Source organism: Edaphobacter sp. (genome assembly GCF_035763405.1).
Taxonomy (GTDB): Bacteria; Acidobacteriota; Terriglobia; order Terriglobales; family Acidobacteriaceae; genus Edaphobacter.
Map to the genome: position 1 here is coordinate 1 of NZ_DASUBE010000097.1, position 21,127 is coordinate 21,127.

The window sequence follows — 21,127 nt, forward strand, 5'->3', positions numbered from 1 at the left end:
TTTGAGTACTTAATAGGGGGAGGGGGGGTACCACCTAAACCCGGCTCGGAACCTTCGCCTTCAGCCGCTCCACCACCAGCGGAGGCACCAGCGCCGATACATCCCCGCCCAACTGAAACACCCCCTTCACCAGCCGCGAGCTGACGTAGGTGTACTTCTCCGCAGGCATCATAAACAGCGTCTCCAGCGCCGGATCGAGTTGCCGGTTCATCATCGCCATCTGGAACTCATACTCATAATCCGAGATAGCCCGAATCCCGCGCAGCACCGCCTTCGCCCCCTGCGCCCGCGCAAAGTCCACCAGCAGCCCGTCAAACGTGTCCACCGAGACATTCCCAAAGCCCCGCGTCGCCTCGGTAATCATCTCCACCCGCTCCGGCACCGTAAAGAGCGGCGTTCCCTTCTCCGAGTTGCGCAGGATCGCCACCACCAGGTCGTCCACAATCTTCGACCCGCGCGCAATCAGGTCCAGGTGCCCGTTCGTCAGCGGGTCAAACGTCCCCGGATAGATAGCCTTGACGGTGTGCATATTCAGCAGCATACAACCCGCCGCGAAAATCCGTGTCACAAATCCGCCGCCTGCTGTAGTCTTCCAGACGCTCCCGCGCGTCTCCACCCATAGCAGCGTTACGCCGCAGGAAAGCCGGTGATTCGCCACTTCATGTCCTCGCCCGCCATCACGTCCGAGACCCTTCCCGCCGTCACGCCGCGCGACGCCCCGGCCGCCACGCCGCTCGACGACATGGACTCGCTCATCGCCACCTACGAGCAGCGCATCTTCCGCTTCCATCTCGTCTCCATCCGCGACCGCGACCTCGCCCTCACCCTCACGCAGGACACCTTCACCCGCGCCTGGGCCGCCCGCGCCAGCTTCCGCGGCGACTGCGCCATCTTCACCTGGCTCATGCGCATCGCCCTCAACCTCATCCGCGACCACACCCGCACCGACCGCTTCCGCTTCTGGAAAAAAGTCTCTGAGACCGCCGTCGATGTCTCTGACGTCTCCGAGCACATCCCGCACCGCGAAAGCTCGCCCGAAGCCGCCCTCATCTCACGCGAGCAGCTCGCCCTCGTCTGGGACTCGGTCGCACGCCTCTCCACCCGCCAGCGCAACGTCTTCATGCTCCGCTTCGTCGAGGAGCTTGAGCTGGCCGAGATCGCCCAGATCGCCCAGCTTCCCATCAGCACCGTCAAGACCCATCTCTACCGCGCCCTCGCCACGCTCCGCGCCGAACACAACGGCGCCAGGCGCGGCGAACACGCAAAGGAGTCCCTATGAGAACCCCTCAAACTCATCACGTCACCCATCACCTGACTCACGAGCAGCTCTGCGACGTGCTCCTCGCGCTCCCGTCCGAGCCCGAGTCCGCCGCCATCGAGGCCGCCGACGACCATCTCCGCAACTGCCTCACCTGCTCGTCCGAGCTTGCCAGCCTGCGCGACTCGCTCACGCTCTTCCGCCAGGCCGCCGGCTCCTACGCGGCCCAGACCTACTCGCGTCCCGCGATGCGCCGCTCCTCCATCGCGCCCGCGCCGGGCTTCCGCTCGCACATGCTCTACTGGGCCACCGCCGCCGCGCTCGCCATCGCCGTCGCGCTCCCGCTCAGTCTGCACCGCACGCACGCACCTGCACCGCAGCCTGTCGCCGCAACCACGGTAAGCGCGCAGCCCGCTGAGTCCGACGAGGCGCTGCTCGACGGCATCGCGCAGGACATCTCCGCCGACGTTCCGGCGGCCATGCATCCGCTCGCCGACCCCACCGCGAGCACAACCGCACCCTCATCCACCCCCGAACAAAGGAAGAACTGATATGCGTCTCCGGCCCATTGTTTCTCTTGCCCTGGTCTCTCTCCTCGCGGCCCCGCTCGCGCTCGCGCAGCCGGGCGGTCCGCCACCGTCAACGCCCCCCAGCCCGCACAGGTTCCACATGGTGCGCGGCATGTCCGACGGAATGCGTGACGGCCTCCGCATCGCGCCTCCGGGCATGTGGTGGAAGAACCCCGACCTGGTCACGAAGCTCAACCTCACTGCCGACCAGCAGAAGCGCATGGACGACATCTTCCAGAAGAGCCGTCTGGAGCTGATTGACCTGAAGGCCACACTCGAAAAGCAGGAGGTCGTACTTCAGCCCATGCTCGCCGAGAACCCGCCCGACACCAACAAGGTCCTCAGCCAGATCGACAGCATCGCCCACGCCCGCGCCGATCTCGAACGGGCCAACGCCCGCATGTTGCTCGGCATCCGCGGCGTGCTCACGCCTGACCAGTGGACCAAGCTACAGGACTGGGATCACACAGCCCGCCGCCGCATGTTCATGATGCGTGACCATCAGCGCCAGGACGACCGCCGAGCACCGCAGCCCCCGGCCAAGCCAGGAGACGCTCCCGCGCCCCCATCCAATCCATAGGTGTCTTCATCAACCTCCAGGGGGCACAGGCATCACATCCTGTGCCCTTCTTTTTGCATGCGGGACTTGAGAACGACAGCGGATCTCTTAAGCAGATTTACCGATAGAAATTGTCATCCTGAGCGCAGGCGGCGCTTTTGCCGCCGTAGTCGAAGGACCTGCGGTTTTACTCCCTGGGTGCACCTCTTCTGCATTCGCCGGTGCCCCATCCATGCGCGGCATCATGCGCATGGGTGGGAATCGACACACATTCCCCGCGCCACGCTTTTGCATTTCCATTCCGTAGCGCAGCGGAGGAATCTCCTGTTGCTGTTGCCCTTTTTGTTTGTCATTCCCGAAGGGAATCTGCGTCTTGCCTTTACAGGCACACCCCTTCAGGACAAAAGGGCTACTTCTTGGCCCGCACCGCTTCCTTCGCCTGAGCCGCCCCATCCGCAGGCGCGTCAGGAACAGCAGCACCCGCACCGCCCGCGATGCCGAGCTTCTTGCGAAGCTCGCCATCCACGCGCGCAAAGATGTCCTTGTTCTCCTTGAGGAAGGCGCGGACGTTCTCGCGGCCCTGGCCAATGCGCTCGCCCTGATAGCTGTACCACGCGCCGCTCTTGTCCACGATGTTGTGCAGCACCGCCAGGTCCAGCACATCGCCCTCGCGCGAGATGCCCTCGCCATACAGGATGTCGAACTCGGCGTCGCGGAACGGAGCCGCCACCTTGTTCTTCACCACCTTCACCTTCGTGCGCGAGCCGACCACCGAATCGCCGTCCTTCACCGCGCCGATGCGTCGAATATCAATGCGGACCGACGAATAAAACTTCAGCGCCTTGCCGCCCGTCGTCGTCTCCGGATTGCCGAACATCACACCGATCTTCTCGCGGATCTGATTAATAAAGATCAGGCACGTCCGCGACTTCGAGACCGTCCCGGTCAGCTTCCTGAGCGCCTGGCTCATCAGCCGCGCCTGCAAGCCCATGTGCGAATCGCCCATCTCGCCGTCGAGTTCCGCCTTCGGCACCAGCGCGGCCACCGAGTCCACCACCAGCACGTCAATCGCGTTCGTCCTGACCAGCGCCTCGACGATCTCCAGCGCCTGCTCGCCGTAGTCCGGCTGGCTGACCAGCAGGTTGTCGATGTCCACGCCAAGCTTGCCCGCATAAGCCGGATCGAGCGCATGTTCGGCGTCCACAAACGCCGCCAGCCCGCCCGTCTTCTGCGCCTCTGCAATAATCTGCAAGGTAATCGTGGTCTTACCCGAAGACTCCGGCCCGAAGATCTCAATCACGCGCCCGCGCGGCACACCGCCCACGCCCAGCGCCGCGTCAAACGAGATCGACCCCGTAGAGATGACCGAAATCGGCACCACATCCCGCGACCCCAGCCGCATGATGGAGCCCTTGCCAAACTGCTTCTCCAGCCCTGAAAGGGCCAACTCAATTGCTTTTGTACGGTCGTCTGCCACGTTCTGCTGCTCCTCTGCGGGGGTAAAAGTGCCGATTCTGGTTCAAAGCGGATTCTAGCATCAAAATCAGGAAAAGCAAACAAAAAGCGAAATGTCACTGAGAAGTGATTACTATCTTCATGGCCTACTTCTCAGTTGCCAGTGTTTGCCCATCGGGCGATACTCCCCATCCAAAAAGTGGTAAGTGAAGGTTCCGCTGCCCGATCTGTAGGTGTTGCCATTTCCGCGGCCCACAATCTGGAAAAGATAGAAACCGTTGTACACGATAGGTACAACGCGATATGCGGCATCAAAATGAATGCGATGCGATGAGCCGATTTTTCCGGTTGGATCGTAGTCTCCACTGTTGTCTTCGTAGAGACTTCCGCTCCATACCTTCTGGACGGTCTTGTCTACAGGAGCCAGTAGCTGCGCTTGCGTTCCCTCATATCCTCTCAGAGCCCAGTCCAAAGTAAACATAAACCCATAGAGCTTTGGCCCTATCTTCACCAACGTCGAACTTGCCGGGTCTCCGAAAGCCCCAAACTGATAGTTGTTTTCAGTCTGGCTTTCCACCTGCCATTTGTGATCGCGAAACGCGAAGACAGCAGCTACGATCGGCGGCTGACAGGCATGGCATGTGTAGGATTTTACGATTGCGCTGGTTACGACAAATGCCTTCCAGGTTCCATCGACTTCAATCAGGTGCATCAACATCAGATCAATTTTCGCGACGGAATCTGTCTTGGAGATGCACTCGTCGGGAGATGTAGCAGTCTCTTGCGGACAATGCCAGGTCGCAACCTTGGTCTCTGGGTTGTAATGGCTTCCATACAGGGCTGCAAAAATCTGGTCGTTGGTGGGAACCGTCTGGGCACAGACCACAGGCACGAACAGCGAAAGAAAGAGAACAGCCAATATCTTCACGACTACCTCTTCAACAAATCCACCGGCACGTTCACATCGTCAATCCGGAACAAATGCGCCAGCGAAGGATGCCGCGCCGCAACGGCCCGGTACATCTCCCACGCCACGCGGCGATAGCTGAAGTGCCCCGCCACGCCCGAGCGCAGCTCCGAGATATACAGCGCCTCGGCGAAGTCCATCTTGAACATCCCCCGGCACCGCGTCGCCAGCGGCAGGCAGTATTGTGCCGACTGGGCCGCCTCCGCCACGCCACTGTCGCGCAGGCTGCGATACGCAGCAAACGCCGCCTCCATCGCGGCCTTGTACTCGGCCTCAATCCCCGCCTCAGCCAACGTCGGCTGCCCCGGGCAAACCGGCTCCTCGTAGCCGTGCGCATCCGTGTAGCCCTGCAAAAGCTGCGTCGTCCGCCGATGCCGATGCATATCGCGGAAGCCGCCAATGTCCATCAAAATATCGAAGCGGAAACCGCGCCCCGCGCTGAAGGCACGCAGCAACTCGTCGTGCCGCCCGCGATGCTTCGTACCCAGCGCAATCAGCTCATCGCGCCGCGCCGCCGTCAGCGCATCAACCTGCTCGCGCAACTGCCGGTACGGATAGTGGCAGTTCGGATAGAGCAACGAAGTCGCCAGCTCCACCTCCAGCGACTCGATATCGTCAATCAGATCCACCACCGGTGCCGCCGCAATCGCCGCGCCCTTCATCAGCTCAGCCGCAGCCGCAGCCAGCTCGCGGCGGCTCTGGGCCAGATACTCATTGCACACGGCATACTTCACCAGCGTCGGCGCAGTCTTCACCGGACGCAGCAGCGCCTCCGTAGCGCGCTCACCACATGCCGCATCGACCGAGCCAATCTCTTCGCACAGCACCTTCATGGCGCTCTGATGCACATTCCACGCCGGCTCCGTCGCCGCCAGACGCAGCTTTTCGCCAAGCTCGCGCACCTCGGCAAACGGGCTCGTCAGCAGGCGCGAGACCTGCGTCTCCAGCGTGCGCGCATTCACAATCTGGCCCAACGAAGTGTTCGTCGCCAGCGGCAGCAGATACCGTGCCGCGTCGAACGCCCGCGCCTTCAGCGTGCGCTCGTAGGCCTCCGCCTTCATCTCCTCCGGACGCGCAATCGTCCCCTTCAGCGCCGCCAACATGCCCGCGCCGATGCGGTCATACGCACCGAACAGCCCCTCCACGGCAGCCGTAAACTCCGCAGTCCTCGTGCCCAGGTCGGGCGTGTGCCACCCCGAGGTGCGGAAGTTCTGGTAGCGCGTCGAGCGTTCCTGCCCATCCCATCGCTGCTCGTCCACCAGCTCAATCGCGGCCAGCAGACTCAGCCTCTCCACTGCGAACGGAATATGCGCCAGGTCGGCAATCGACCGGTGCCCGTACTGAAAATAGAACGTATTCAAAAACTGCTCGGCGCGCTGGGCGCTGATCTCGGCCAGCGACTCCTTCATCGTCAGGGCCGAACGCGAGTACTTCGCCATGGCATAAGCCAACACTTCGGGGTCTGCGCCGTGAATGGCATACACGTCGGTTGCAGTGGTCTTCTTTTCGTTCTCGGACATGGGCACCAGGAGTATGAAGAATTGAGAAAGTCAGAATACGCTATGCCCCTGAGGATGTTCTTCCCGGCCCACTTCGTATAATTCAGTTGCACGCATTACGGAGGTTCATTGAGCACGCTGGCCGGACGCATCGCATTGGTAACAGGAGCTTCACAGGGCATTGGGCGCGCCTGCGCGCTCGAACTGGCACGCGCCGGGGCAACCGTCGCCCTCGCCGCCCGCAGCGCCGACAAACTCGCCTCGGTCGCCGCCGAGATCGCCGCCGCCGGTGGCACAGCGCACGCCTTCGCGCTCGACGTCGCCAGCGAAGACTCCATCAAGGACTGCGCCAGGGCCGTCATCACGCAGCTCGGCGCGGTCCACATCCTCGTCAATAACGCGGGCATCACGCGCGACATCCTCGCCCTGCGCATGAAGCGCAAGGACTGGGACGACGTCCTCTCCACCAACCTCACCGGAGCCTTCCTGCTCACCCAGGCCGTCATGTCGCAGATGGTCAAAAACCGCTGGGGCCGCATCATCAACATCACCTCGGTCGTCGGCGAGACCGGCCAGGCGGGCCAGGCCAACTACGCGGCCTCCAAAGCCGGACTCATCGGCCTCACCAAATCGCTCGCCCGCGAACTCGCCAGCCGCTCCATCACCGTCAACGCCGTCGCGCCCGGATACATCGAGACCGCCATGACCGCCATCCTCACCGACGAGCAGAAGACCGCCATGACCCAGCACATCCCGCTCGGCCGCGTCGGCACCGACCTCGACATCGCCCACGCCGTCCGCTTTCTCGCCTCCGAAGAGGCCGCATACATCACCGGCCACACCCTCGATGTCAATGGCGGCATGCACATGGCGTAAGCGGTCGCCGCATTTCGTCTCTATTCCGCCATCCAAAGCACGCCATCTCGACCGCAGGAGGCGCTCTTTGCCGCCGCAGTGGAGAGATCCCCGTATTTCTCCCACGTCAGCCTCAATGCCACGGCGCTCACACGCTTTCTCCAGCCCGAGCCGTGTTGCGTGCGTTCCCAAAACACCACTTCGGGAACCATTCCACGCCGCCCGCCGTGGGGATTACCTTTGCGCTAATAGTGGCTTTCGTAATACTGATTCCGGTTCCCAATGCCCACGGGGTTAAAGTAAAAGTTAAGGTTTTATCCGCTAACTCTCTCCAGATGAACCTGGGCTGGTACAGAAATCCACAGTCCCCTAAGTTAGCCATTGACCAACAGGAAGTTCCTGTTTACTTTGTGGCTAATGGCTGACATGCAAACACTTCCCGCTGACATGACTTCTGGCTCCGAAGCCAGCCTCCCGATTTCGATCAACATTGGCACCACCATCCGCGGCTATCGCCTGCAAAAGGGCATGTCGCAGGGAGACATCGAGAAGCGCACCGGCCTGTTGCGCTGTTATCTGTCGCGGGTCGAGAACGGCCACACCGTGCCGTCGCTCGAGACGCTGCAAAAGATTGCCCGCGCGCTCGACCTCCAACTCTCCGAGTTCTTCGCTGAAGAGGTCATCGCCAAGGAGATGTCGTCGCTGAACCTCAGCGAAGAGGAGATCCGCTTCCTCACGCAGGTGCAACGCTACTCCGCCCACCTCAACGAGAGCGACCGCCGCCTGCTGCTCGCCATGGTTCGCAAATTCGCCCAGACCACCCTCACCTAGGGAGTCTCTGATTAAGCCTCCGATTTTCGACCCGTCATGCTGAGCGCAGCAACCTGCCCTAAGCGAAGTCGAATGGGAAGAATCCCTGTATTTCTTTTCTGCGCCGATTCATTCCCTGGCCCTCCGATACTTAATCAGAGCGTCCCAGACGGTCTCCATGAGCGGCCCTCGAATCGCTCCGCCCGCTCCCTCACCGGTTCCCGGCCACACCGGAAGATTCCACCCTTCGTCACCTTCTCGTTGGCAACAGACCCAACGTGTACCGGGTCATCTACTCCATCGACGACGCGAAGAAGACCGTGACCATCCTCAGGATCCTTTTGCAAGCGGGGGCCATTGCTTCGACACATGCCGGAAGCCGCGTCGAAGCCGCAGCATCTACTCAGAGTGTGACGACTGTCAAACCGGGAATGGCCTGGAAATGTTTTACGTTGAGCGTAACGACGTCGAAGCCAAGATGCAGGGCCGTGGCCCCGATGATCAGGTCTTCAACCGCGATGGCAATCCCTCGGGCCGCCTGCTCGCCCTCGATGCGTCCGGCAAGCTGCGCGATTGCCAGCGAGACCGGATGCACAACCATATCGCGGGACAATTCATCTGAGAAAGCTTTGCGCCGCGCCCGTTCCGAATCTGTCTTGGCCCGGTAAATTCCATGCGTCAACTCGATGATGCTGACAGCAGACAGCGCGCTCTCTGCATCACCGAAAGCGGCACGAACACGCTCGATGACCTGCCTGACGGTTTCGCCGCGCCGCTCACCTGCGATCAGGATGCTGGAATCGAGAATCAGTCCCATGCCGACGTGTCGCGAGGCTTGCGGTTGCGGATGATCTCTTCCATGTCGGCAGCAAACTCCGCATCCATCACCGGCTCACATCCCATTTCCTTCGCATGAGCTTCAGCGAGTGCGATGGATTCAGACAACAGGCGTCCGCGCGGCTCAGCGGCCACGCGCAGCACCACGTCGGGCGAGGCCTCCCGCTCGATAATGATCTCTTCGCCGGCGCGCACGCGGGCCAGCAGCCCTGCGAAGTCGCGGGCCGCTTCCGTCTCCGGGATATGACTCACTGCCATATTCACGATGATACCCGCATTCCCATTTTTTGAACCCTCGGCGCTCGATCCCGGTACCGCTTTCCACAGCCCACCCTTGACACCGCTGATACCCTTAAATCAGGAAACAGTGAAGCCCGGCGACCAGCCGGGCTTTTCCATGTTCAGGAGGAATGGCACGAAACGTGCGCAGGTAGTCCGGACCTAACCCCTTTGTTCAAAGGATTTTGAGTACTTTAAGGGGAGGGGGGTACCTACCGCATCGCGGCATCGACCTCGCTCATCCAGTTCGGCGACTTCAGCAGTTCGCGCGGCTTCGAGCCGTCCGCCGGACCGACCAGCCCATCGTTGTACATCAGGTCGATCAGGTGCGCCGCCCGTCCGTAGCCAATCCTGAGCCGCCGCTGCAGCAGCGACGTGCTCGCCTTGCCGAACTCGAAGACCAGCCGCACCGCGTCGTCGTACATCGGATCGTTGTCCTCGCCGTCCGACTCGCTGATCTCCTTGCCGGCCTCGTCCTTCGGTCCTTCGAGGAAGTCGTGAACGTACTCTGCTTCGCCCTGCTCCTTCCAGAAGGACGTGACCGCTGAGATCTCCTTCTCAGTCACGAACGGAGCATGAACACGCTGCACGCGACTCGTCCCCGGCGGCAGGTAGAGCATGTCGCCGCGACCCAGCAGGTTCTCCGCGCCGTTCGAGTCGATGATGGTGCGCGAGTCCACCCGGGTCGCCAGTCGGAAGCTCATGCGCGTCGGCACGTTCGCCTTGATGAGCCCGGTGATGACATCGACCGAAGGCCGCTGCGTCGCCAGAACGAGGTGGATGCCCACGGCGCGCGCCATCTGCGCCAGCCGCGTAATCGACTCCTCGACGTTCGCCCGGTCGAGCATCATCAGGTCAGCCAGCTCGTCGATGATGATGATGATGTAAGGCAGCGGCTCCTGATTCACGTCCTCAAACAGGTACTCGCTGCCGTGCTCGAAGAGCTTGTTGAACTGGTCGATGTTGCGGACGTGGTTTGCGGCCAGCAGCTTCAGCCGCCGCTCCATCTCGCGCACGGCGTTGCGCAGCGCGTTGGCCGCCAGCTTCGCTTCGGTGATGATGGGTGTGAACAGGTGAGGGATGCCCTCGTACATGCCCAGCTCGACGCGCTTCGGATCGACCAGGATCATGCGCACCTGCTCAGGCGTGTTCTTGAAGAGCACGCTCATAATCATCGCGTTGATAGCGACCGATTTGCCCGAGCCGGTTGAGCCCGCGATGAGCACGTGCGGCATTGCGGCCAGGTCGGCGGTGACGATGCGCCCGTTGATGTCCTTGCCCAGCGCGATGGCGAGACGGCTCTTCGACTGCGCAAAGCTCTCGCACTCGACCACGTCGCGCAGCCAGATGGTCTCGCGCTCGCTGTTCGGCACCTGAATGCCCACGGTGTTTTTGCCCGGCATCCGCTCAATCAGGATCGACTCGGCGGCCATCGCCAGGCAGAGGTCATCGCCCAGCCCCGTGATGCGCGCGACCTTCACGCCCGCCTCTGGACGGAACTCGAACGTCGTCACAACCGGCCCGGGATTGATCTGCGTCACCTGTCCGTTCACTCCGAACTCGGCGCACTTTTCAACCAGAACCTTGGCCTCTTCGCGCAGGGCATCCTCGCGCACGACTGTGTGATCGTCGTTGTGATAGAGCAGCGATGAGGGCGGCAGCTTGTAGCCGCGCACGCTCTTGGGAACGATCGTGACCGGCTTGATGTCCGCGTCAGCGCGCTTGCCGAACGAGATGCTGCTGTCAGTTGGAGCAGCCTGCGGCGCGAGCGGCGCTTCCACTGCCTTCTTCTTCGGTAGCTCCGCGACAGGTGCTTTGGCGGAAGGTTCATCGAAGAACCCGCGGCTGGCGAAGTTCGACTCATCATCGACCGCGCGGACCGGAGCGGCTGCTTTCGCCAGCGCCTCGGCGTACGGCGCGGCGGCGGCAGTAGCAGTGCTCAGCGGCGTCACCGGCGGAGCATCGACCATCGTGCGCGGCATGGCCTGCCACACGGAAGACGGCGCCGGCACGGGGCCCTCAGGTTCGGGATCGACTGACTTGACGCGCTTTCTGCGGCTCAGCCAGCCGAAGAGGCTTCCCAGCAGCGTGTTGGCCGGTGCTTCGGCCTTTCTGGCGGCAGCTTCCTCCTGCTCTCGCGCGCGACGCGCCTTCATCTCTGCAAGTTCGCGCTTGCTGCCATACGTCTCGACGTCAACCTGCGCGCCTTTGCGACGCGCACGCCGCTCGGCCCACCACAGCCACAGCCGCTCGATGAACCCGAAGCGCGCCGTGGCCCACTCGCGGGCGGTGTTGAAGGTGAACGTCGTCGTGAGGTAGAGCGACAGGGCCACCATCAGGAGCAGCACGATGCAGGCTCCCGGCAGGTTCAGGTACTCGACCAGAAAGTCCGACAGCAGCCGCCCGCTGACGCCCTCGATGGGCAGCGTACCGCGCCACAGCATGTGTCCGGGAAGCAGCCCAATCGCCGCCGGAGCAAAGACCACCCACATGCCCAGGCCGATAAACCTTGCCCGCGTGGAGCCCACCGGCCGCGAGCGAAACCAACTGACGCCCAGACGCCCCAGCATCAGCGGCAGAAAAAACGCCGCCACGCCCATCAGTTGCAGCAGCGCATCGGCGACATAAGCTCCCACCTGCCCGGTCCAGTTATGTGCAGGCCGGCCGGTGACATACGCGCCGATGGTATTGAATGAGGGATCGGTCGGCGTATAGCTGACCAGCGCCAGCAGCAGCGGCAGGGCCGCGCCAAACAGGACAATGAGGCCGAGGACCTCATTGAGACGGCGGTGTCTGGTCGGTGACGAAACGAGTCGTAGCGGTTTCATGGGGGGAGCCTTTATTCGGAGTACGCGCGGCCTCGCTCGCACCACGCGCAACCTTCGCGCCGAGGCCGTAACCACCAGAGCACCTTCGATTATCCCAGAGCGCCAACGAGCCGGGGGAAATCTCGCCCCCGGGGTATCCGAATACAAACCCGCTGTGCAAACCCACGCACCGTCGCGGCATCTATCTGGTTAACAAATCGCCGCCTGACGCCCGCATGGGTCAGCGGTCCTTAGTGCCGATTGGCGGGGGAGCGGGATTTTCGCGATTTCTTCCGCCTGCCGCCGGTGAAGGAGAATCGCACGCAGCCGACGGACCCCGCCAATCGACAACACCCGGATCGAGGTTTCCCATGTCTACGGACGCAGGCAGACAACACGAGATGGTTCTTGCTCTTGAGGCCGTCATCAACTCCCTTCATGACAGCCAGCGGGGCTTCGCTGACCTGGGCGACCACCTGAAAGACGACGCGCTCAAACGGCACTTCCTCGCCGAGTCGCTCCAGCGCGCCAGCTTCCGCGGAGACCTGGAGGAGACGCTCCATCAAAACGGCGTCCATGACATCAACGAGAATGGCACCGCCACCGGGGCCGTCTATCGCGTCTGGGGCGAGCTGAAGGCCCGCCTGGGCGGAAGCGACCACACCCTGCTCGCTACAGCAGAAAAGGCGGAAGACGAGGTTGCGGAGGTCTACGCCGATGCGCTCAGGAGCGAGCTGCCCTTGCCGGTCCGTGAGCTGCTGGCGACGCAGCAGGCGCAAGTCCTCAGCACGCGTGACTTCATCCGGAGCCACCGCGAAACGCCTGCGATGAAATGACTGTTCCTCTCAGGTCTTCTACCGCAGATTGGCGATCCAGTATCCGAACAGCGCCAGACCGAATGCGGCGGCGGCAAAGGTAACTTTCTGCCGCTGAAGATAGCGTGTGCGTCCTGAGGTCATCCGCGGCAGCAGCGGCACACCGATTGCCAGACCGGAGAGAAATCCGCCGAGATGGGCGAAGTTGTCCACCCGCACGATGCTGGTGAAGTTCGCTCCCACGCCAAGCATCAGGTTCACAACAGCAAACCAGATGACCGACCGGCGCAGCCGTTTCAACTCATACCAGGGTATGGGCAGCTTGCGGTTCGAGAGCAGCACGATCAGGATGCCCGCAATACCGAAGACCGCGCCCGACGCGCCCGCGCCTACAAAGAACTCCAGCGGGCCATGTCGCAGAAGCGCATCGATGACATTGACGCTGGTGCTGAGCAGATTGCCGGCGATGCCGGTCAGCATATAGACGGCGATCAACCCCATCGGGCCCAGCAGCGGCTCGCCCAGCAGGCCCAGATTCCACAGGCACCACATGTTGGTGGCGATATGAATGATGCCGACGTGGACAAAGGTCGCGGTCAGCAGGCGATACCACTGGCCGTGCAGCACCAGCAGAGGCACGTTCGCGCCGTAGTGGATGAGTTGCATGGGCGTGGGGTCGCTGGGCGAGACGCCGTTGAGCACCATCCACAGATAGACCGCGCAGTTGATGCCGACCAGCAGATACGTCCCGGGAGCAGCCAGCACGTTCCAGCCGCTCGTGCGCGAGTTGGGGCGCGAGGCCTCCTTCTCGTAGTCGGGCATGGGGCGGTGGCCCGCACCGTGCTGCGCAGGCGGGAAGACCTCACCTTGTGGCTCGTATGGGGATGGCATGTGCTTCTAATACGCTAACGTGTGCCGCGCGCAATGACAAATAAGACGACCACGGATTTTCACGGATGGGCACGGAGAGGATCCGTGTTTTTCCGTGTCAATCCGTGGTCGCAGTTTGTCTTTATGTCTTCTAAGCCGCTTTAGTGAACCGCTCGCGGATTTCTGCGGGGATACGCTGCTGCACGAGGTTGCCCAGGAAGCCGGGCAGCGGTGTGGCGATTGCCACCAGCACCCACATCAGCGCGGAGAACAGCACCCCGGCCACGGCTACGGCCTCCAGTGAGATGGCCACCGCGTGGGTCTGGTTCAGCCGCACCTGGATGGTGAAGATGTGCGTAATCAGCTCAACTCTGTGGATGACGACGGCGGCCAGCAGAAAAGCCACAATCGACAGCGTGCTGACGGCAAGCAGCAGCATGTCGATGGCGCGCGCGATGTTCTGGCGGCGGCGGCAATGGCCGCACTCCCGCAGGTGCTCCTCGTAGTCGGTGCGCATCGCCGGTGACAGCCCCGAGATGTCGTACCTCCATCCCGAGAGGATGTCTCCAACGACCTGATCGACGCACTGCGAATGGCGCGGGCGTCGGCTGGCGGGAAATTCCAAAGCTGTCTTTTTCATCGGCTTTTTCATTCTATCTTCTTTGACTATTCGCGCCACAGAAAAGATACTCCGTGTATTAACCAATGGATTCCGCGTACCGGAACCTACAAGCAGATTGATTCTAAAGGGGTTGACTGGCTGGCGAGCAGCAGCCGATTGCCCAGAAGATTGGTACGTCCGCCCAGCGCCTGCTCGGCCGACATCCTCGCCAGCTCCGGGGCGTTATTGGACTCCGACAGGTGGCCCAGCACGACGTAGCTCGCATGGCCGTCGTAGTCGTTCTCGAGAAACTCCGCCGTGGCGTGGTTCGAGAGATGCCCGACACGCGAGAGCACGCGCTGTTTGACCGACCAGGGATATGGCCCGTCGCGCAACATCTCCAGGTCGTGGTTCGATTCGAGCAGAAGCACGTCGATCCGCCGGAGCGCAGCCTTGACGTTGGGAGGTACATAGCCGAGATCCGTTGCCAGGGCCATGCGGATGCCCTCCGACTCGAAGACGAAGCCGCAAGGGTCTGCGGCGTCGTGCGGAATCGTGAACGGCGAAACGGCGATGTCGCCGATGGAAAAATCGGCCCCGGCGTGAAAGTACTCGACGACGGGAAGCTCGGTGGGGCTGGTCTTTTTCGTAACGCGCGTGGCGTCTTCCTCCGGGTCAACAGGGTCGGCCCCGGCGTAGATGCGTCGCGTGCGGTTCAGGGTGGAATCGAGCGCCTCGGCTTCGGCCGAGATGTGCGCAATCGAGGCGGCCTCGGCGGCGGGGCTGTAGACAGCCGGACTGGCTACGGCCTCGGTGGCCTCACGGGCACGCTCTTCCTTTTCGCGCTGGATGTGCTCCAGCCATTTCGCGTAGGTCATGGTGGAGCGCGGCGTCAGCATCTGTACCCAGGCGCGGTGCGTGGGCTCGGTGATGAAGACAGGAATCTGCAACCGGCGCGCCAGTACGCCCAGCCCGCTGACGTGGTCGATGTGCTCGTGCGTAATCAGAATGGCGTCCAGCGTAGAGGCGTCTTCGCCCGCCAGCGCCATGCGCTTGAGGATCTCGCGGCAGGAAAGCCCTGCATCCACCAGAATGCGCGTCCGCGCGCTGGAGATGACAGTGCTGTTGCCCTTGGAACCCGACGCCAGCACCGTCATCCGCATCATCTGTCAAGGATACGCCGTGCGGCTGTGGGTTTTCTGATCCGGTAACTGATTTGGTTCGATTTGCTACTTCGCCGCAGACCTGAGCGGCGCAAGAAAATTCACCGTCGAGCGCATGACCACTTCGTCGTTCTGGTTGAAGGCGAGTGTGCGCGTGCGCACGACGCCGAAGTCCTTGCGCGAGTTCGACTGCCGCACGCCCACGACTTCAATCTCGGTGTGGATGGAGTCGCCCGGGCGTACCGGCTTGGTCCAACGCATCTCTTCGACACCCGCACCGATCATGCCTCCTGCGACGGTGAGGCTCTGCACCCGGAGCCGCATGACAATCGCAGCCGTCAGCCAGCCCGAGGCGGCCAGACCTTTGAAGAACGAGTTCTCGCCGGCAGCCTCGTCCAGATGGAACGGCTGCGGATCGTACTTGCTGCCGAACTCCTTGATCTCTTCGGCCGTCACCTTGACCCCGCCCAGCGACGCAAACTTCTGCCCTACGTAAAAGTCTTCAAAGTACAGCTCTTTCGGCATGGTCTCTCCTGATGGCTAAAAGTGTACGGGATGAGCATCTCGGCTGGCCATCCAGAGGCGTTCGTTTACCGGATATGGATATACCCCTGATACGCAACCCACGCCATGGCGGCCAGCAGAAGAAGGCCGCGAACGCGCGTCCACAGCTCGAAGGCGAGCCAGCGTCCGCCGCGCCCGGTTCCCTCAACGTGGCTTCTGCGCGGACCCACGCGGCTTACCCACCGGAAATACGTGCCCGGAGAGACCAGCATCAGCGCGCCCGTCGCCGTGAAGAACACACACAGTAGAACTGCCCCGACTTCGGTGAGCGTTTTGGTCATCATCTAAGAATAAGTATAAAAGCCGCGCCTGCTCTTGCGCCCCAGCCATCCTGCATCGACCATGCGCACCAGCAGTGGACAGGGGTTGTACTTCGGGTCGCCGAGCCCTTCGGCCAGCACGCGCATGATGTCCACGCACACATCGAGACCGATGAAATCAGCCAGCGTCAGCGGCCCCATCGGGTGAGCCATGCCCAGCACGAACACCTTGTCCACCGCCTCGGCCGTCGCTACGCCTTCCATCACGGCGTAGGCCGCCTCGTTGATGAGCGGCATGAGCACGCGGTTGGAGACGAACCCCGCAGCGTCGTTCACCTCGACCGGCGTCTTGCCCAGCCGCACGGCGAGCGCATGGACCATGTCCAACGTCTCCTGCGTCGTCTGCAAGCCTCGAATCACTTCGACCAGTTGCATCACCGGCACAGGGTTGAAGAAGTGCATCCCGATGACCTGCCCGGGCCGCTTCGTCACAGCCGCCAGCTTCGTAATCGAGATGCTCGACGTGTTCGAGGCAAGGACCGCGCCCGCCGGCAGCAGGCGATCGAGCCCACGGAAGATCTCCGACTTGACGGCAAACCGCTCGGTCGCGGCTTCAATGACCAGTTCAGCAGGAACGAGATCGTCGAGGCTGGTGGTCAGCACGATGCGCGAACGCGCTTCCTCGGCCTCTTCGACAGTCAACTTTTGTTTGGCGACCTCGCGCGCCATGTTGGCACGGATGGTATCAAGCCCACGATAGAGCGCGGTGTTGTCTACATCGTAGAGCAGCACCCTGAGCCCTGCGCGCGCCGAGACGTGGGCGATGCCATTGCCCATCGTTCCCGCGCCGATCACTCCGATTGTTCTGATCCCGGCCATACGGAACCTCGCTGATTCCTACTCCTACACCCTATTCCCTGGTCCTACAAAACTACAGCCACCAGCACCACCGTAATGTTGTCGTGCCCGCCATTGGCGTTGGCGGCGGCCACCAGCGCATCGCAGCCGCGTTTGAGCGTCGTCTTCGTATAGGGGGTGGGCAGCGCGGCGAGAACGCCTGCTATCTCCTCGTCGTCCAGCTCGTGCATCAGACCGTCGGACGCAAGCAGATACAGGTCATTGGGATGCGGACGATGGCTCTGAATCTCGGGTTGCACCGTGGGCTGCGAACCGATGGCTCGCGTGATGAGATTCCGCATGGGCGACCGGGCGGCCTCGGCAGCGGTAATCTGACCGGCGCGCATCTGCTCTTCGACCAGCGAGTGGTCCTCGGTGAGCCGTTCCAGCCGGTTGCGACGCCAGCGGTAGCAGCGGCTGTCTCCCACATGCGCGAGCCACAGCGTGGCCGGGTCGGTCGCGCGCGAGTTGGCATGACGGCGCGTACCCGACTTGCTGCCGTTCGAGAGCGGAGCATGAAGCAGCGCCACCAGTGTGGTACCCATGCCGGCCAGCCGCGCCGATTGCCGAGACTCGCGGTACACCGCATGGTTCGCCGCGCCGATGGCTGCGCTCAACCGCGCTTCGGGCTTCAGCGGAGGCTTGCCGTTCGGCGTCACCGGGGCAAGATGTTCGAGCAGCGTCTCCGCCGCGAGATGGCTGGCGATCTCGCCCGCGGCCGCCCCGCCCATGCCGTCGCAGACCACATAGACGCCGCTCTCCGGCGAAGCGGCGCAGGCGTCTTCATTGCCGCGGCGCACACGACCACGGTCCGATAGCATGGCATAGATTAACTGGTTCGCAGACATTCCCAGGCGCAAAAGTGGTCCGCAAAAAACAATACACGGTCACGCGACGGCAACCAAGATTACGTTAGTGTTAGGCGTGGGAGACGTTTCGATGAATCGCATCATCCTCGGCGACAACCTGGGCGTTCTTGCCGCCATGCCCTCCGGCTCCGTGCCGCTCATCTATATTGATCCGCCCTTCAACACGGGCAAGCGCCAGGCGCGGCGGCAGTTGAAGACGGTTCGGGACGAGGCCGGCGACCGCGTGGGCTTTGGCGGACGACGCTACCGTACCGAGGTGCTGGACCACCCCGCCGCCTCCGGCTACCTCGACCAGTTTGACGACTTCCTCGGCTTCCTGCGCCCGCGACTGGTCGAAGCGCACCGCATCCTCTCGCCCACCGGCTCGTTTTTTCTCCACATCGACTACCGCGAGGTCCACTACTGCAAAATCATGCTCGATGAGATCTTCGGCCGCGACTCGTTTCAGAACGAGATCATCTGGGCCTACGACTACGGTGCGCGTTCGACCAAACGCTGGCCAGCCAAACACGACAATATCCTCTGGTACACAAAAGATCCGGAAAACTACATCTTCAACCTCGATGCCTGTGATCGCATTCCCTATATGGCACCCGGTCTGGTCGGCCCGGAAAAGGCCGCGCGCGGCAAGACGCCCACCGATGTCTGGTGGCACACCATCGTCTCGCCCACGGGCAAGGAGAAGACAGGCTACGCCACGCAGAAGCCGCTCGGCATCCTTGAGCGCATCGTCAAGGTCCACTCCAATCCCGGCGACCTGGTGCTCGACTTCTTCGCCGGCAGCGGAACCACGGGCGAGGCCGCTGCGCGGCATGGCCGCAACTTTGTCCTCATCGACCAGAACCCCGCCGCGCTCACCGTCATGGAACGGCGGCTTAAACAGTACGGCCCCCGAAGTGGACACTCACTCTCCGGGGGCGCGAACTGAAGCCTTACTGAGCGCGGGCCTGGCTCTCGGCAAAGCCGCCGATCAGAGGCAGTTTGAACCACTCGCCTTTGCTCGCCTTCAGGATGCACATCAGCCATGCGATGAAGAAGAGAATGTCGAGGCCAATGCCGACGAAGAGGAACAGAAATCCAATCAGCGGGATGAAGTGCAGAACGAACTGCAGGATCATCATCGCAATCCATACCACGATGCACGCCACGCACAGCCCGATCGACTGGAATGAGTGAAAGCGCACCAGCGGCATCTTCTTGTACGGATCAACCACCAGGAAGATAATCGCGGGAATGATGGTGATGTAAGAGATGGCCGCAGCCGCGGTCTCCGACAGCCCGCCCGAACCGGCAGCCGCGCCTTGCGGCGGATAGCCGCTTTGCGGAGGCGGATAGGAGCCTTGCGGAGGCGCATAACTGCCCTGCGGAGGAGCGTACCCGGCTGAAGCGGCCGCCGGCGGCGGATAGGCGGCCGGCGTCGATACCGGCTCATACGGATTCTGTTGCGGCGCGGCGGACGCACCCTGAACAGGATTTCCGCAATTCGTGCAAAACGTATTCTGGGGCCCCACTTCGGCGTGACATACAGGACACTGCATGGTTAGCTCCTCTCCCAGTTCTGAGGCCAGCATATTCAGCAAAATGTAGCCGCAAAACCGGCCCCGCATTGGTGCTACACAGCATACCTGAGACAGCGCTCGGTCAACTTTCTTTTTTGCGTGTCCCTCCCTATCTTGCCCAGCGGACGAAAAGAGCTTTCCCGCACGCGGAAGCCTCCCCGTAAAATCGAAGGATGAAATATCTGGTTGCCCTTCTCGCTCTCGCGGGTCTCTACGTGTCGATCACGGCGCTGCGCATCCACTATATGGATCCCGGCCTGGCCCCTCCCTGCGCCGTGACGGAGAAGTTCGACTGCGGCACGGTCAACCACAGCCGCTTCGCCGTCTTCCCGCCAAAGACCTTTGACGAGGCCCCCGGCAAGCACCACATTCCCGTGGCCACCGTCGGCATCATCGGCTATGGAGTGATCTTCCTGCTGGCGCTGGCTGGCCGCTGGTGGCTGGTCTTCGAGGCCGCCCAGATCGGCTTCCTCTGCGCCGCTTTCCTCAGCTATATCGAGGCCTACGTCATGGAGAAGTGGTGCATCTACTGCCTGTGGTCGCAAGGCATTATGACCGCTATTCTGCTCGCCTCAATCGTCGCCCTCGTACTGCGCTGGCGACGACAGCAGAAGCAGCCTGCCTACTGAGGCCATACATTATCGTGCTGATGAACCCTCCACCGCGCCTGCGCCCATCAGGATGAGCGAGCGTTGCGCGAAGGGAGAGTAGACCAGCAGCGCCGTACATGCCAGCGCAAGGCCGAAGTTGATGTGGTGCAGCAGCAGGAAGGGCGCCAGCGACCACGCTAGATCGAGCAGAAGAAGCACCGGCCATATCTTCAGGAATTTTTTCTGAAACCCCGGCGCGTGAAAGAGCACTGCGGTGATCAAGAAGGCGCGGACAGGAATCAGCAGCGCAGCCGTTACGATCACGACGATGAATGCCTCGGTAGCGAAGGAGAGCCGCGAGAGGATCTCGCTGATCTCCGCCAGATTGGCCAGCGCGCCGACGTAGAAGCCGATATACATCAGTTGCAAAAGGATGAAGAGCGTCTGCACGACGGTGTGCGAACTCTTCGGCAGGTCCTCGGGCGAGGCCAGCACGCGGTCGAAAATTCCCTGCCGCGAATTCGCTTCCGCCGCAGTCGAGGACTCTGCAAGCGGCGGCTCCAAAGCAGTCTCGTTCGGCACGATCCGCTCCACCGGAGCAACAAAGCGGTAGCCGCGCCGAGCCAGCGTCTCGACAAACCGCGGGTTGCTGGCCTTATCGCCAAGAGCGTCGCGCAGCCGGTTCACCGCCGAGTTCACGCCATGCTCATAATCGACAAACGTCCCTTCGGGCCAAAGCGCTCGGCTGATCTCTTCCCTCGTCAGCATCTCGCCGGGACGCTCCAGCAACATCGCCAGCACCTGGAAGGGTTGCGCGTGCAGCCTGACGCGCACGCCGTTGCGGCGCAGCTCTCCGGTAGCGGAGTCGGCCTCGAACGCTCCAAAGCGATACCTTCTTGTTGGCCGTAGGTCTGGCTGCGAGTCTGGCATTGGGCTTCAGTGTACCGAATGCGGTGCTCGATTCAAGCTGTTGACCTGCGTGAGAACTTTTCTGAAGTCCCGCGCCTGCTGCAAGTTACACCGTGAGGAACCTTTCTTGCGGGG

General features: G+C 62.3%; 24 protein-coding genes. 8 read left to right on the top strand and 16 right to left on the bottom strand.

What is annotated here, in order from left to right; all coding sequences use genetic code 11:
• Positions 1-34: 34 nt before the first annotated feature.
• A complete protein-coding gene (gene coaD / locus VFU66_RS09855) occupies positions 35-529 on the bottom strand; it encodes a pantetheine-phosphate adenylyltransferase (RefSeq protein WP_326446113.1) in 495 nt (164 codons plus the stop codon).
• Positions 530-646: 117 nt separating this feature from the next.
• On the opposite strand from coaD, the gene VFU66_RS09860 reads away from it, so the two are divergent.
• From VFU66_RS09860 to VFU66_RS09870, 3 genes are read left to right on the top strand one after another with little or no spacing between them, the layout of a single operon-like run.
• Positions 647-1,279: an RNA polymerase sigma factor gene (locus tag VFU66_RS09860; protein WP_326446074.1), complete on the top strand. Its 633-nt coding sequence runs from the start codon at positions 647-649 to the stop codon at positions 1,277-1,279.
• Positions 1,276-1,809 carry a hypothetical protein gene (locus VFU66_RS09865; protein WP_326446075.1) on the top strand — a complete coding sequence of 178 codons (534 nt, stop codon included), beginning with the start codon at positions 1,276-1,278 and terminating at the stop codon, positions 1,807-1,809. Before VFU66_RS09860 ends, VFU66_RS09865 begins: the two co-directional genes overlap by 4 nt.
• A gap of 1 nt (position 1,810) precedes the next feature.
• The gene (locus VFU66_RS09870) at positions 1,811-2,407 is read left to right on the top strand and encodes a Spy/CpxP family protein refolding chaperone (RefSeq protein WP_326446076.1); all 597 of its coding nucleotides are present in this window, start codon (positions 1,811-1,813) and stop codon (positions 2,405-2,407) included.
• A 388-nt stretch (positions 2,408-2,795) separates the two neighbouring features.
• Here the strand turns inward: VFU66_RS09870 and recA are convergent, their stop codons facing one another.
• The 3 genes from recA to VFU66_RS09885 all read right to left on the bottom strand — a co-directional run bounded on the left by recA (position 2,796) and on the right by VFU66_RS09885 (position 6,328).
• Positions 2,796-3,863, bottom strand: a complete 1,068-nt coding sequence (gene recA, locus VFU66_RS09875; protein ID WP_326446077.1) for a recombinase RecA — start codon at positions 3,861-3,863, stop codon at positions 2,796-2,798.
• A gap of 117 nt (positions 3,864-3,980) precedes the next feature.
• Complete coding sequence (locus VFU66_RS09880) at positions 3,981-4,769, bottom strand: hypothetical protein (RefSeq protein ID WP_326446078.1); 789 nt, start codon at positions 4,767-4,769, stop codon at positions 3,981-3,983.
• A 2-nt stretch (positions 4,770-4,771) separates the two neighbouring features.
• The gene (locus VFU66_RS09885; RefSeq protein WP_326446079.1) at positions 4,772-6,328 is read right to left on the bottom strand and encodes an FAD-dependent thymidylate synthase; all 1,557 of its coding nucleotides are present in this window, start codon (positions 6,326-6,328) and stop codon (positions 4,772-4,774) included.
• 108 nt (positions 6,329-6,436) lie between these two features.
• On the opposite strand from VFU66_RS09885, the gene fabG reads away from it, so the two are divergent.
• Both fabG and VFU66_RS09895 read left to right on the top strand, forming a co-directional pair.
• The gene (fabG, locus tag VFU66_RS09890) at positions 6,437-7,183 is read left to right on the top strand and encodes a 3-oxoacyl-[acyl-carrier-protein] reductase (protein WP_326446080.1); all 747 of its coding nucleotides are present in this window, start codon (positions 6,437-6,439) and stop codon (positions 7,181-7,183) included.
• 426 nt (positions 7,184-7,609) lie between these two features.
• Complete coding sequence (locus VFU66_RS09895; protein ID WP_326446081.1) at positions 7,610-7,993, top strand: helix-turn-helix domain-containing protein; 384 nt, start codon at positions 7,610-7,612, stop codon at positions 7,991-7,993.
• Positions 7,994-8,375: 382 nt separating this feature from the next.
• Here the strand turns inward: VFU66_RS09895 and VFU66_RS09900 are convergent, their stop codons facing one another.
• The 3 genes from VFU66_RS09900 to VFU66_RS09910 all read right to left on the bottom strand — a co-directional run bounded on the left by VFU66_RS09900 (position 8,376) and on the right by VFU66_RS09910 (position 11,916).
• The gene (locus tag VFU66_RS09900) at positions 8,376-8,789 is read right to left on the bottom strand and encodes a PIN domain-containing protein (RefSeq protein WP_326446082.1); all 414 of its coding nucleotides are present in this window, start codon (positions 8,787-8,789) and stop codon (positions 8,376-8,378) included.
• Positions 8,780-9,067 (bottom strand): type II toxin-antitoxin system Phd/YefM family antitoxin, encoded by a 288-nt coding sequence (locus VFU66_RS09905; RefSeq protein ID WP_326446083.1) that lies wholly within the window; start codon positions 9,065-9,067, stop codon positions 8,780-8,782. The genes VFU66_RS09900 and VFU66_RS09905 overlap by 10 nt, the downstream gene beginning before the upstream one ends.
• 233 nt (positions 9,068-9,300) lie before the next feature.
• Positions 9,301-11,916 carry a DNA translocase FtsK gene (locus tag VFU66_RS09910; protein ID WP_326446084.1) on the bottom strand — a complete coding sequence of 872 codons (2,616 nt, stop codon included), beginning with the start codon at positions 11,914-11,916 and terminating at the stop codon, positions 9,301-9,303.
• A 350-nt stretch (positions 11,917-12,266) separates the two neighbouring features.
• On the opposite strand from VFU66_RS09910, the gene VFU66_RS09915 reads away from it, so the two are divergent.
• Positions 12,267-12,731, top strand: a complete 465-nt coding sequence (locus tag VFU66_RS09915; RefSeq protein ID WP_326446085.1) for a PA2169 family four-helix-bundle protein — start codon at positions 12,267-12,269, stop codon at positions 12,729-12,731.
• Between the two features lie 18 nt (positions 12,732-12,749).
• Here the strand turns inward: VFU66_RS09915 and VFU66_RS09920 are convergent, their stop codons facing one another.
• From VFU66_RS09920 to VFU66_RS09950, 7 genes are all read right to left on the bottom strand, one after another.
• Complete coding sequence (locus VFU66_RS09920; protein ID WP_326446086.1) at positions 12,750-13,601, bottom strand: rhomboid family intramembrane serine protease; 852 nt, start codon at positions 13,599-13,601, stop codon at positions 12,750-12,752.
• Between the two features lie 130 nt (positions 13,602-13,731).
• A complete protein-coding gene (locus VFU66_RS09925) occupies positions 13,732-14,220 on the bottom strand; it encodes a hypothetical protein (protein WP_326446087.1) in 489 nt (162 codons plus the stop codon).
• Between the two features lie 86 nt (positions 14,221-14,306).
• Positions 14,307-15,347, bottom strand: a complete 1,041-nt coding sequence (locus VFU66_RS09930; protein WP_326446088.1) for an MBL fold metallo-hydrolase — start codon at positions 15,345-15,347, stop codon at positions 14,307-14,309.
• A gap of 63 nt (positions 15,348-15,410) precedes the next feature.
• Positions 15,411-15,869, bottom strand: a complete 459-nt coding sequence (locus VFU66_RS09935) for a MaoC family dehydratase (protein WP_326446089.1) — start codon at positions 15,867-15,869, stop codon at positions 15,411-15,413.
• A 65-nt stretch (positions 15,870-15,934) separates the two neighbouring features.
• A complete protein-coding gene (locus tag VFU66_RS09940; protein ID WP_326446090.1) occupies positions 15,935-16,192 on the bottom strand; it encodes a hypothetical protein in 258 nt (85 codons plus the stop codon).
• The gene (locus tag VFU66_RS09945; protein WP_326446091.1) at positions 16,193-17,047 is read right to left on the bottom strand and encodes a 3-hydroxybutyryl-CoA dehydrogenase; all 855 of its coding nucleotides are present in this window, start codon (positions 17,045-17,047) and stop codon (positions 16,193-16,195) included.
• 44 nt (positions 17,048-17,091) lie between these two features.
• The gene (locus VFU66_RS09950; protein ID WP_326446092.1) at positions 17,092-17,886 is read right to left on the bottom strand and encodes a PP2C family protein-serine/threonine phosphatase; all 795 of its coding nucleotides are present in this window, start codon (positions 17,884-17,886) and stop codon (positions 17,092-17,094) included.
• 118 nt (positions 17,887-18,004) lie between these two features.
• Between VFU66_RS09950 and VFU66_RS09955 the strand changes: the two genes are divergently transcribed.
• A complete protein-coding gene (locus tag VFU66_RS09955) occupies positions 18,005-18,862 on the top strand; it encodes a DNA-methyltransferase (protein ID WP_326446093.1) in 858 nt (285 codons plus the stop codon).
• Positions 18,863-18,866: 4 nt separating this feature from the next.
• On the opposite strand, the gene VFU66_RS09960 is transcribed toward VFU66_RS09955, so the two are convergent.
• On the bottom strand, positions 18,867-19,472 hold the full coding sequence (locus tag VFU66_RS09960; protein WP_326446094.1) for a DUF4870 domain-containing protein: 606 nt from the start codon (positions 19,470-19,472) through the stop codon (positions 18,867-18,869).
• A gap of 194 nt (positions 19,473-19,666) precedes the next feature.
• Between VFU66_RS09960 and VFU66_RS09965 the strand changes: the two genes are divergently transcribed.
• Entirely contained in the window at positions 19,667-20,122 is a 456-nt protein-coding gene (locus VFU66_RS09965) for a vitamin K epoxide reductase family protein (protein ID WP_326446095.1), read from the top strand.
• Positions 20,123-20,131: 9 nt separating this feature from the next.
• Here the strand turns inward: VFU66_RS09965 and VFU66_RS09970 are convergent, their stop codons facing one another.
• Positions 20,132-21,013, bottom strand: a complete 882-nt coding sequence (locus VFU66_RS09970; protein ID WP_326446096.1) for a winged helix-turn-helix domain-containing protein — start codon at positions 21,011-21,013, stop codon at positions 20,132-20,134.
• Between the last annotated feature and the right edge of the window lie 114 nt (positions 21,014-21,127).

What these genes read in the sequence shown, in the direction of transcription:
- VFU66_RS09920 (WP_326446086.1), bottom strand. Translation starts at nt 13,601, where the DNA reads ATGCCATCCCCATACGAGCCACAAGGTGAGGTCTTCCCGCCTGCGCAG.
- VFU66_RS09925 (WP_326446087.1), bottom strand. Translation starts at nt 14,220, where the DNA reads ATGAAAAAGACAGCTTTGGAATTTCCCGCCAGCCGACGCCCGCGCCAT.
- VFU66_RS09970 (WP_326446096.1), bottom strand. Translation starts at nt 21,013, where the DNA reads ATGCCAGACTCGCAGCCAGACCTACGGCCAACAAGAAGGTATCGCTTT.
- VFU66_RS09955 (WP_326446093.1), top strand. Translation starts at nt 18,005, where the DNA reads ATGAATCGCATCATCCTCGGCGACAACCTGGGCGTTCTTGCCGCCATG.
- VFU66_RS09900 (WP_326446082.1), bottom strand. Translation starts at nt 8,789, where the DNA reads ATGGGACTGATTCTCGATTCCAGCATCCTGATCGCAGGTGAGCGGCGC.
- VFU66_RS09915 (WP_326446085.1), top strand. Translation starts at nt 12,267, where the DNA reads ATGTCTACGGACGCAGGCAGACAACACGAGATGGTTCTTGCTCTTGAG.
- VFU66_RS09930 (WP_326446088.1), bottom strand. Translation starts at nt 15,347, where the DNA reads ATGATGCGGATGACGGTGCTGGCGTCGGGTTCCAAGGGCAACAGCACT.
- coaD (WP_326446113.1), bottom strand. Translation starts at nt 529, where the DNA reads ATGCACACCGTCAAGGCTATCTATCCGGGGACGTTTGACCCGCTGACG.
- VFU66_RS09950 (WP_326446092.1), bottom strand. Translation starts at nt 17,886, where the DNA reads ATGCTATCGGACCGTGGTCGTGTGCGCCGCGGCAATGAAGACGCCTGC.
- VFU66_RS09940 (WP_326446090.1), bottom strand. Translation starts at nt 16,192, where the DNA reads ATGATGACCAAAACGCTCACCGAAGTCGGGGCAGTTCTACTGTGTGTG.
- VFU66_RS09870 (WP_326446076.1), top strand. Translation starts at nt 1,811, where the DNA reads ATGCGTCTCCGGCCCATTGTTTCTCTTGCCCTGGTCTCTCTCCTCGCG.
- VFU66_RS09935 (WP_326446089.1), bottom strand. Translation starts at nt 15,869, where the DNA reads ATGCCGAAAGAGCTGTACTTTGAAGACTTTTACGTAGGGCAGAAGTTT.
- VFU66_RS09895 (WP_326446081.1), top strand. Translation starts at nt 7,610, where the DNA reads ATGACTTCTGGCTCCGAAGCCAGCCTCCCGATTTCGATCAACATTGGC.
- VFU66_RS09885 (WP_326446079.1), bottom strand. Translation starts at nt 6,328, where the DNA reads ATGTCCGAGAACGAAAAGAAGACCACTGCAACCGACGTGTATGCCATT.
- VFU66_RS09965 (WP_326446095.1), top strand. Translation starts at nt 19,667, where the DNA reads ATGAAATATCTGGTTGCCCTTCTCGCTCTCGCGGGTCTCTACGTGTCG.
- VFU66_RS09865 (WP_326446075.1), top strand. Translation starts at nt 1,276, where the DNA reads ATGAGAACCCCTCAAACTCATCACGTCACCCATCACCTGACTCACGAG.
- VFU66_RS09910 (WP_326446084.1), bottom strand. Translation starts at nt 11,916, where the DNA reads ATGAAACCGCTACGACTCGTTTCGTCACCGACCAGACACCGCCGTCTC.
- VFU66_RS09905 (WP_326446083.1), bottom strand. Translation starts at nt 9,067, where the DNA reads ATGGCAGTGAGTCATATCCCGGAGACGGAAGCGGCCCGCGACTTCGCA.
- VFU66_RS09960 (WP_326446094.1), bottom strand. Translation starts at nt 19,472, where the DNA reads ATGCAGTGTCCTGTATGTCACGCCGAAGTGGGGCCCCAGAATACGTTT.
- VFU66_RS09945 (WP_326446091.1), bottom strand. Translation starts at nt 17,047, where the DNA reads ATGGCCGGGATCAGAACAATCGGAGTGATCGGCGCGGGAACGATGGGC.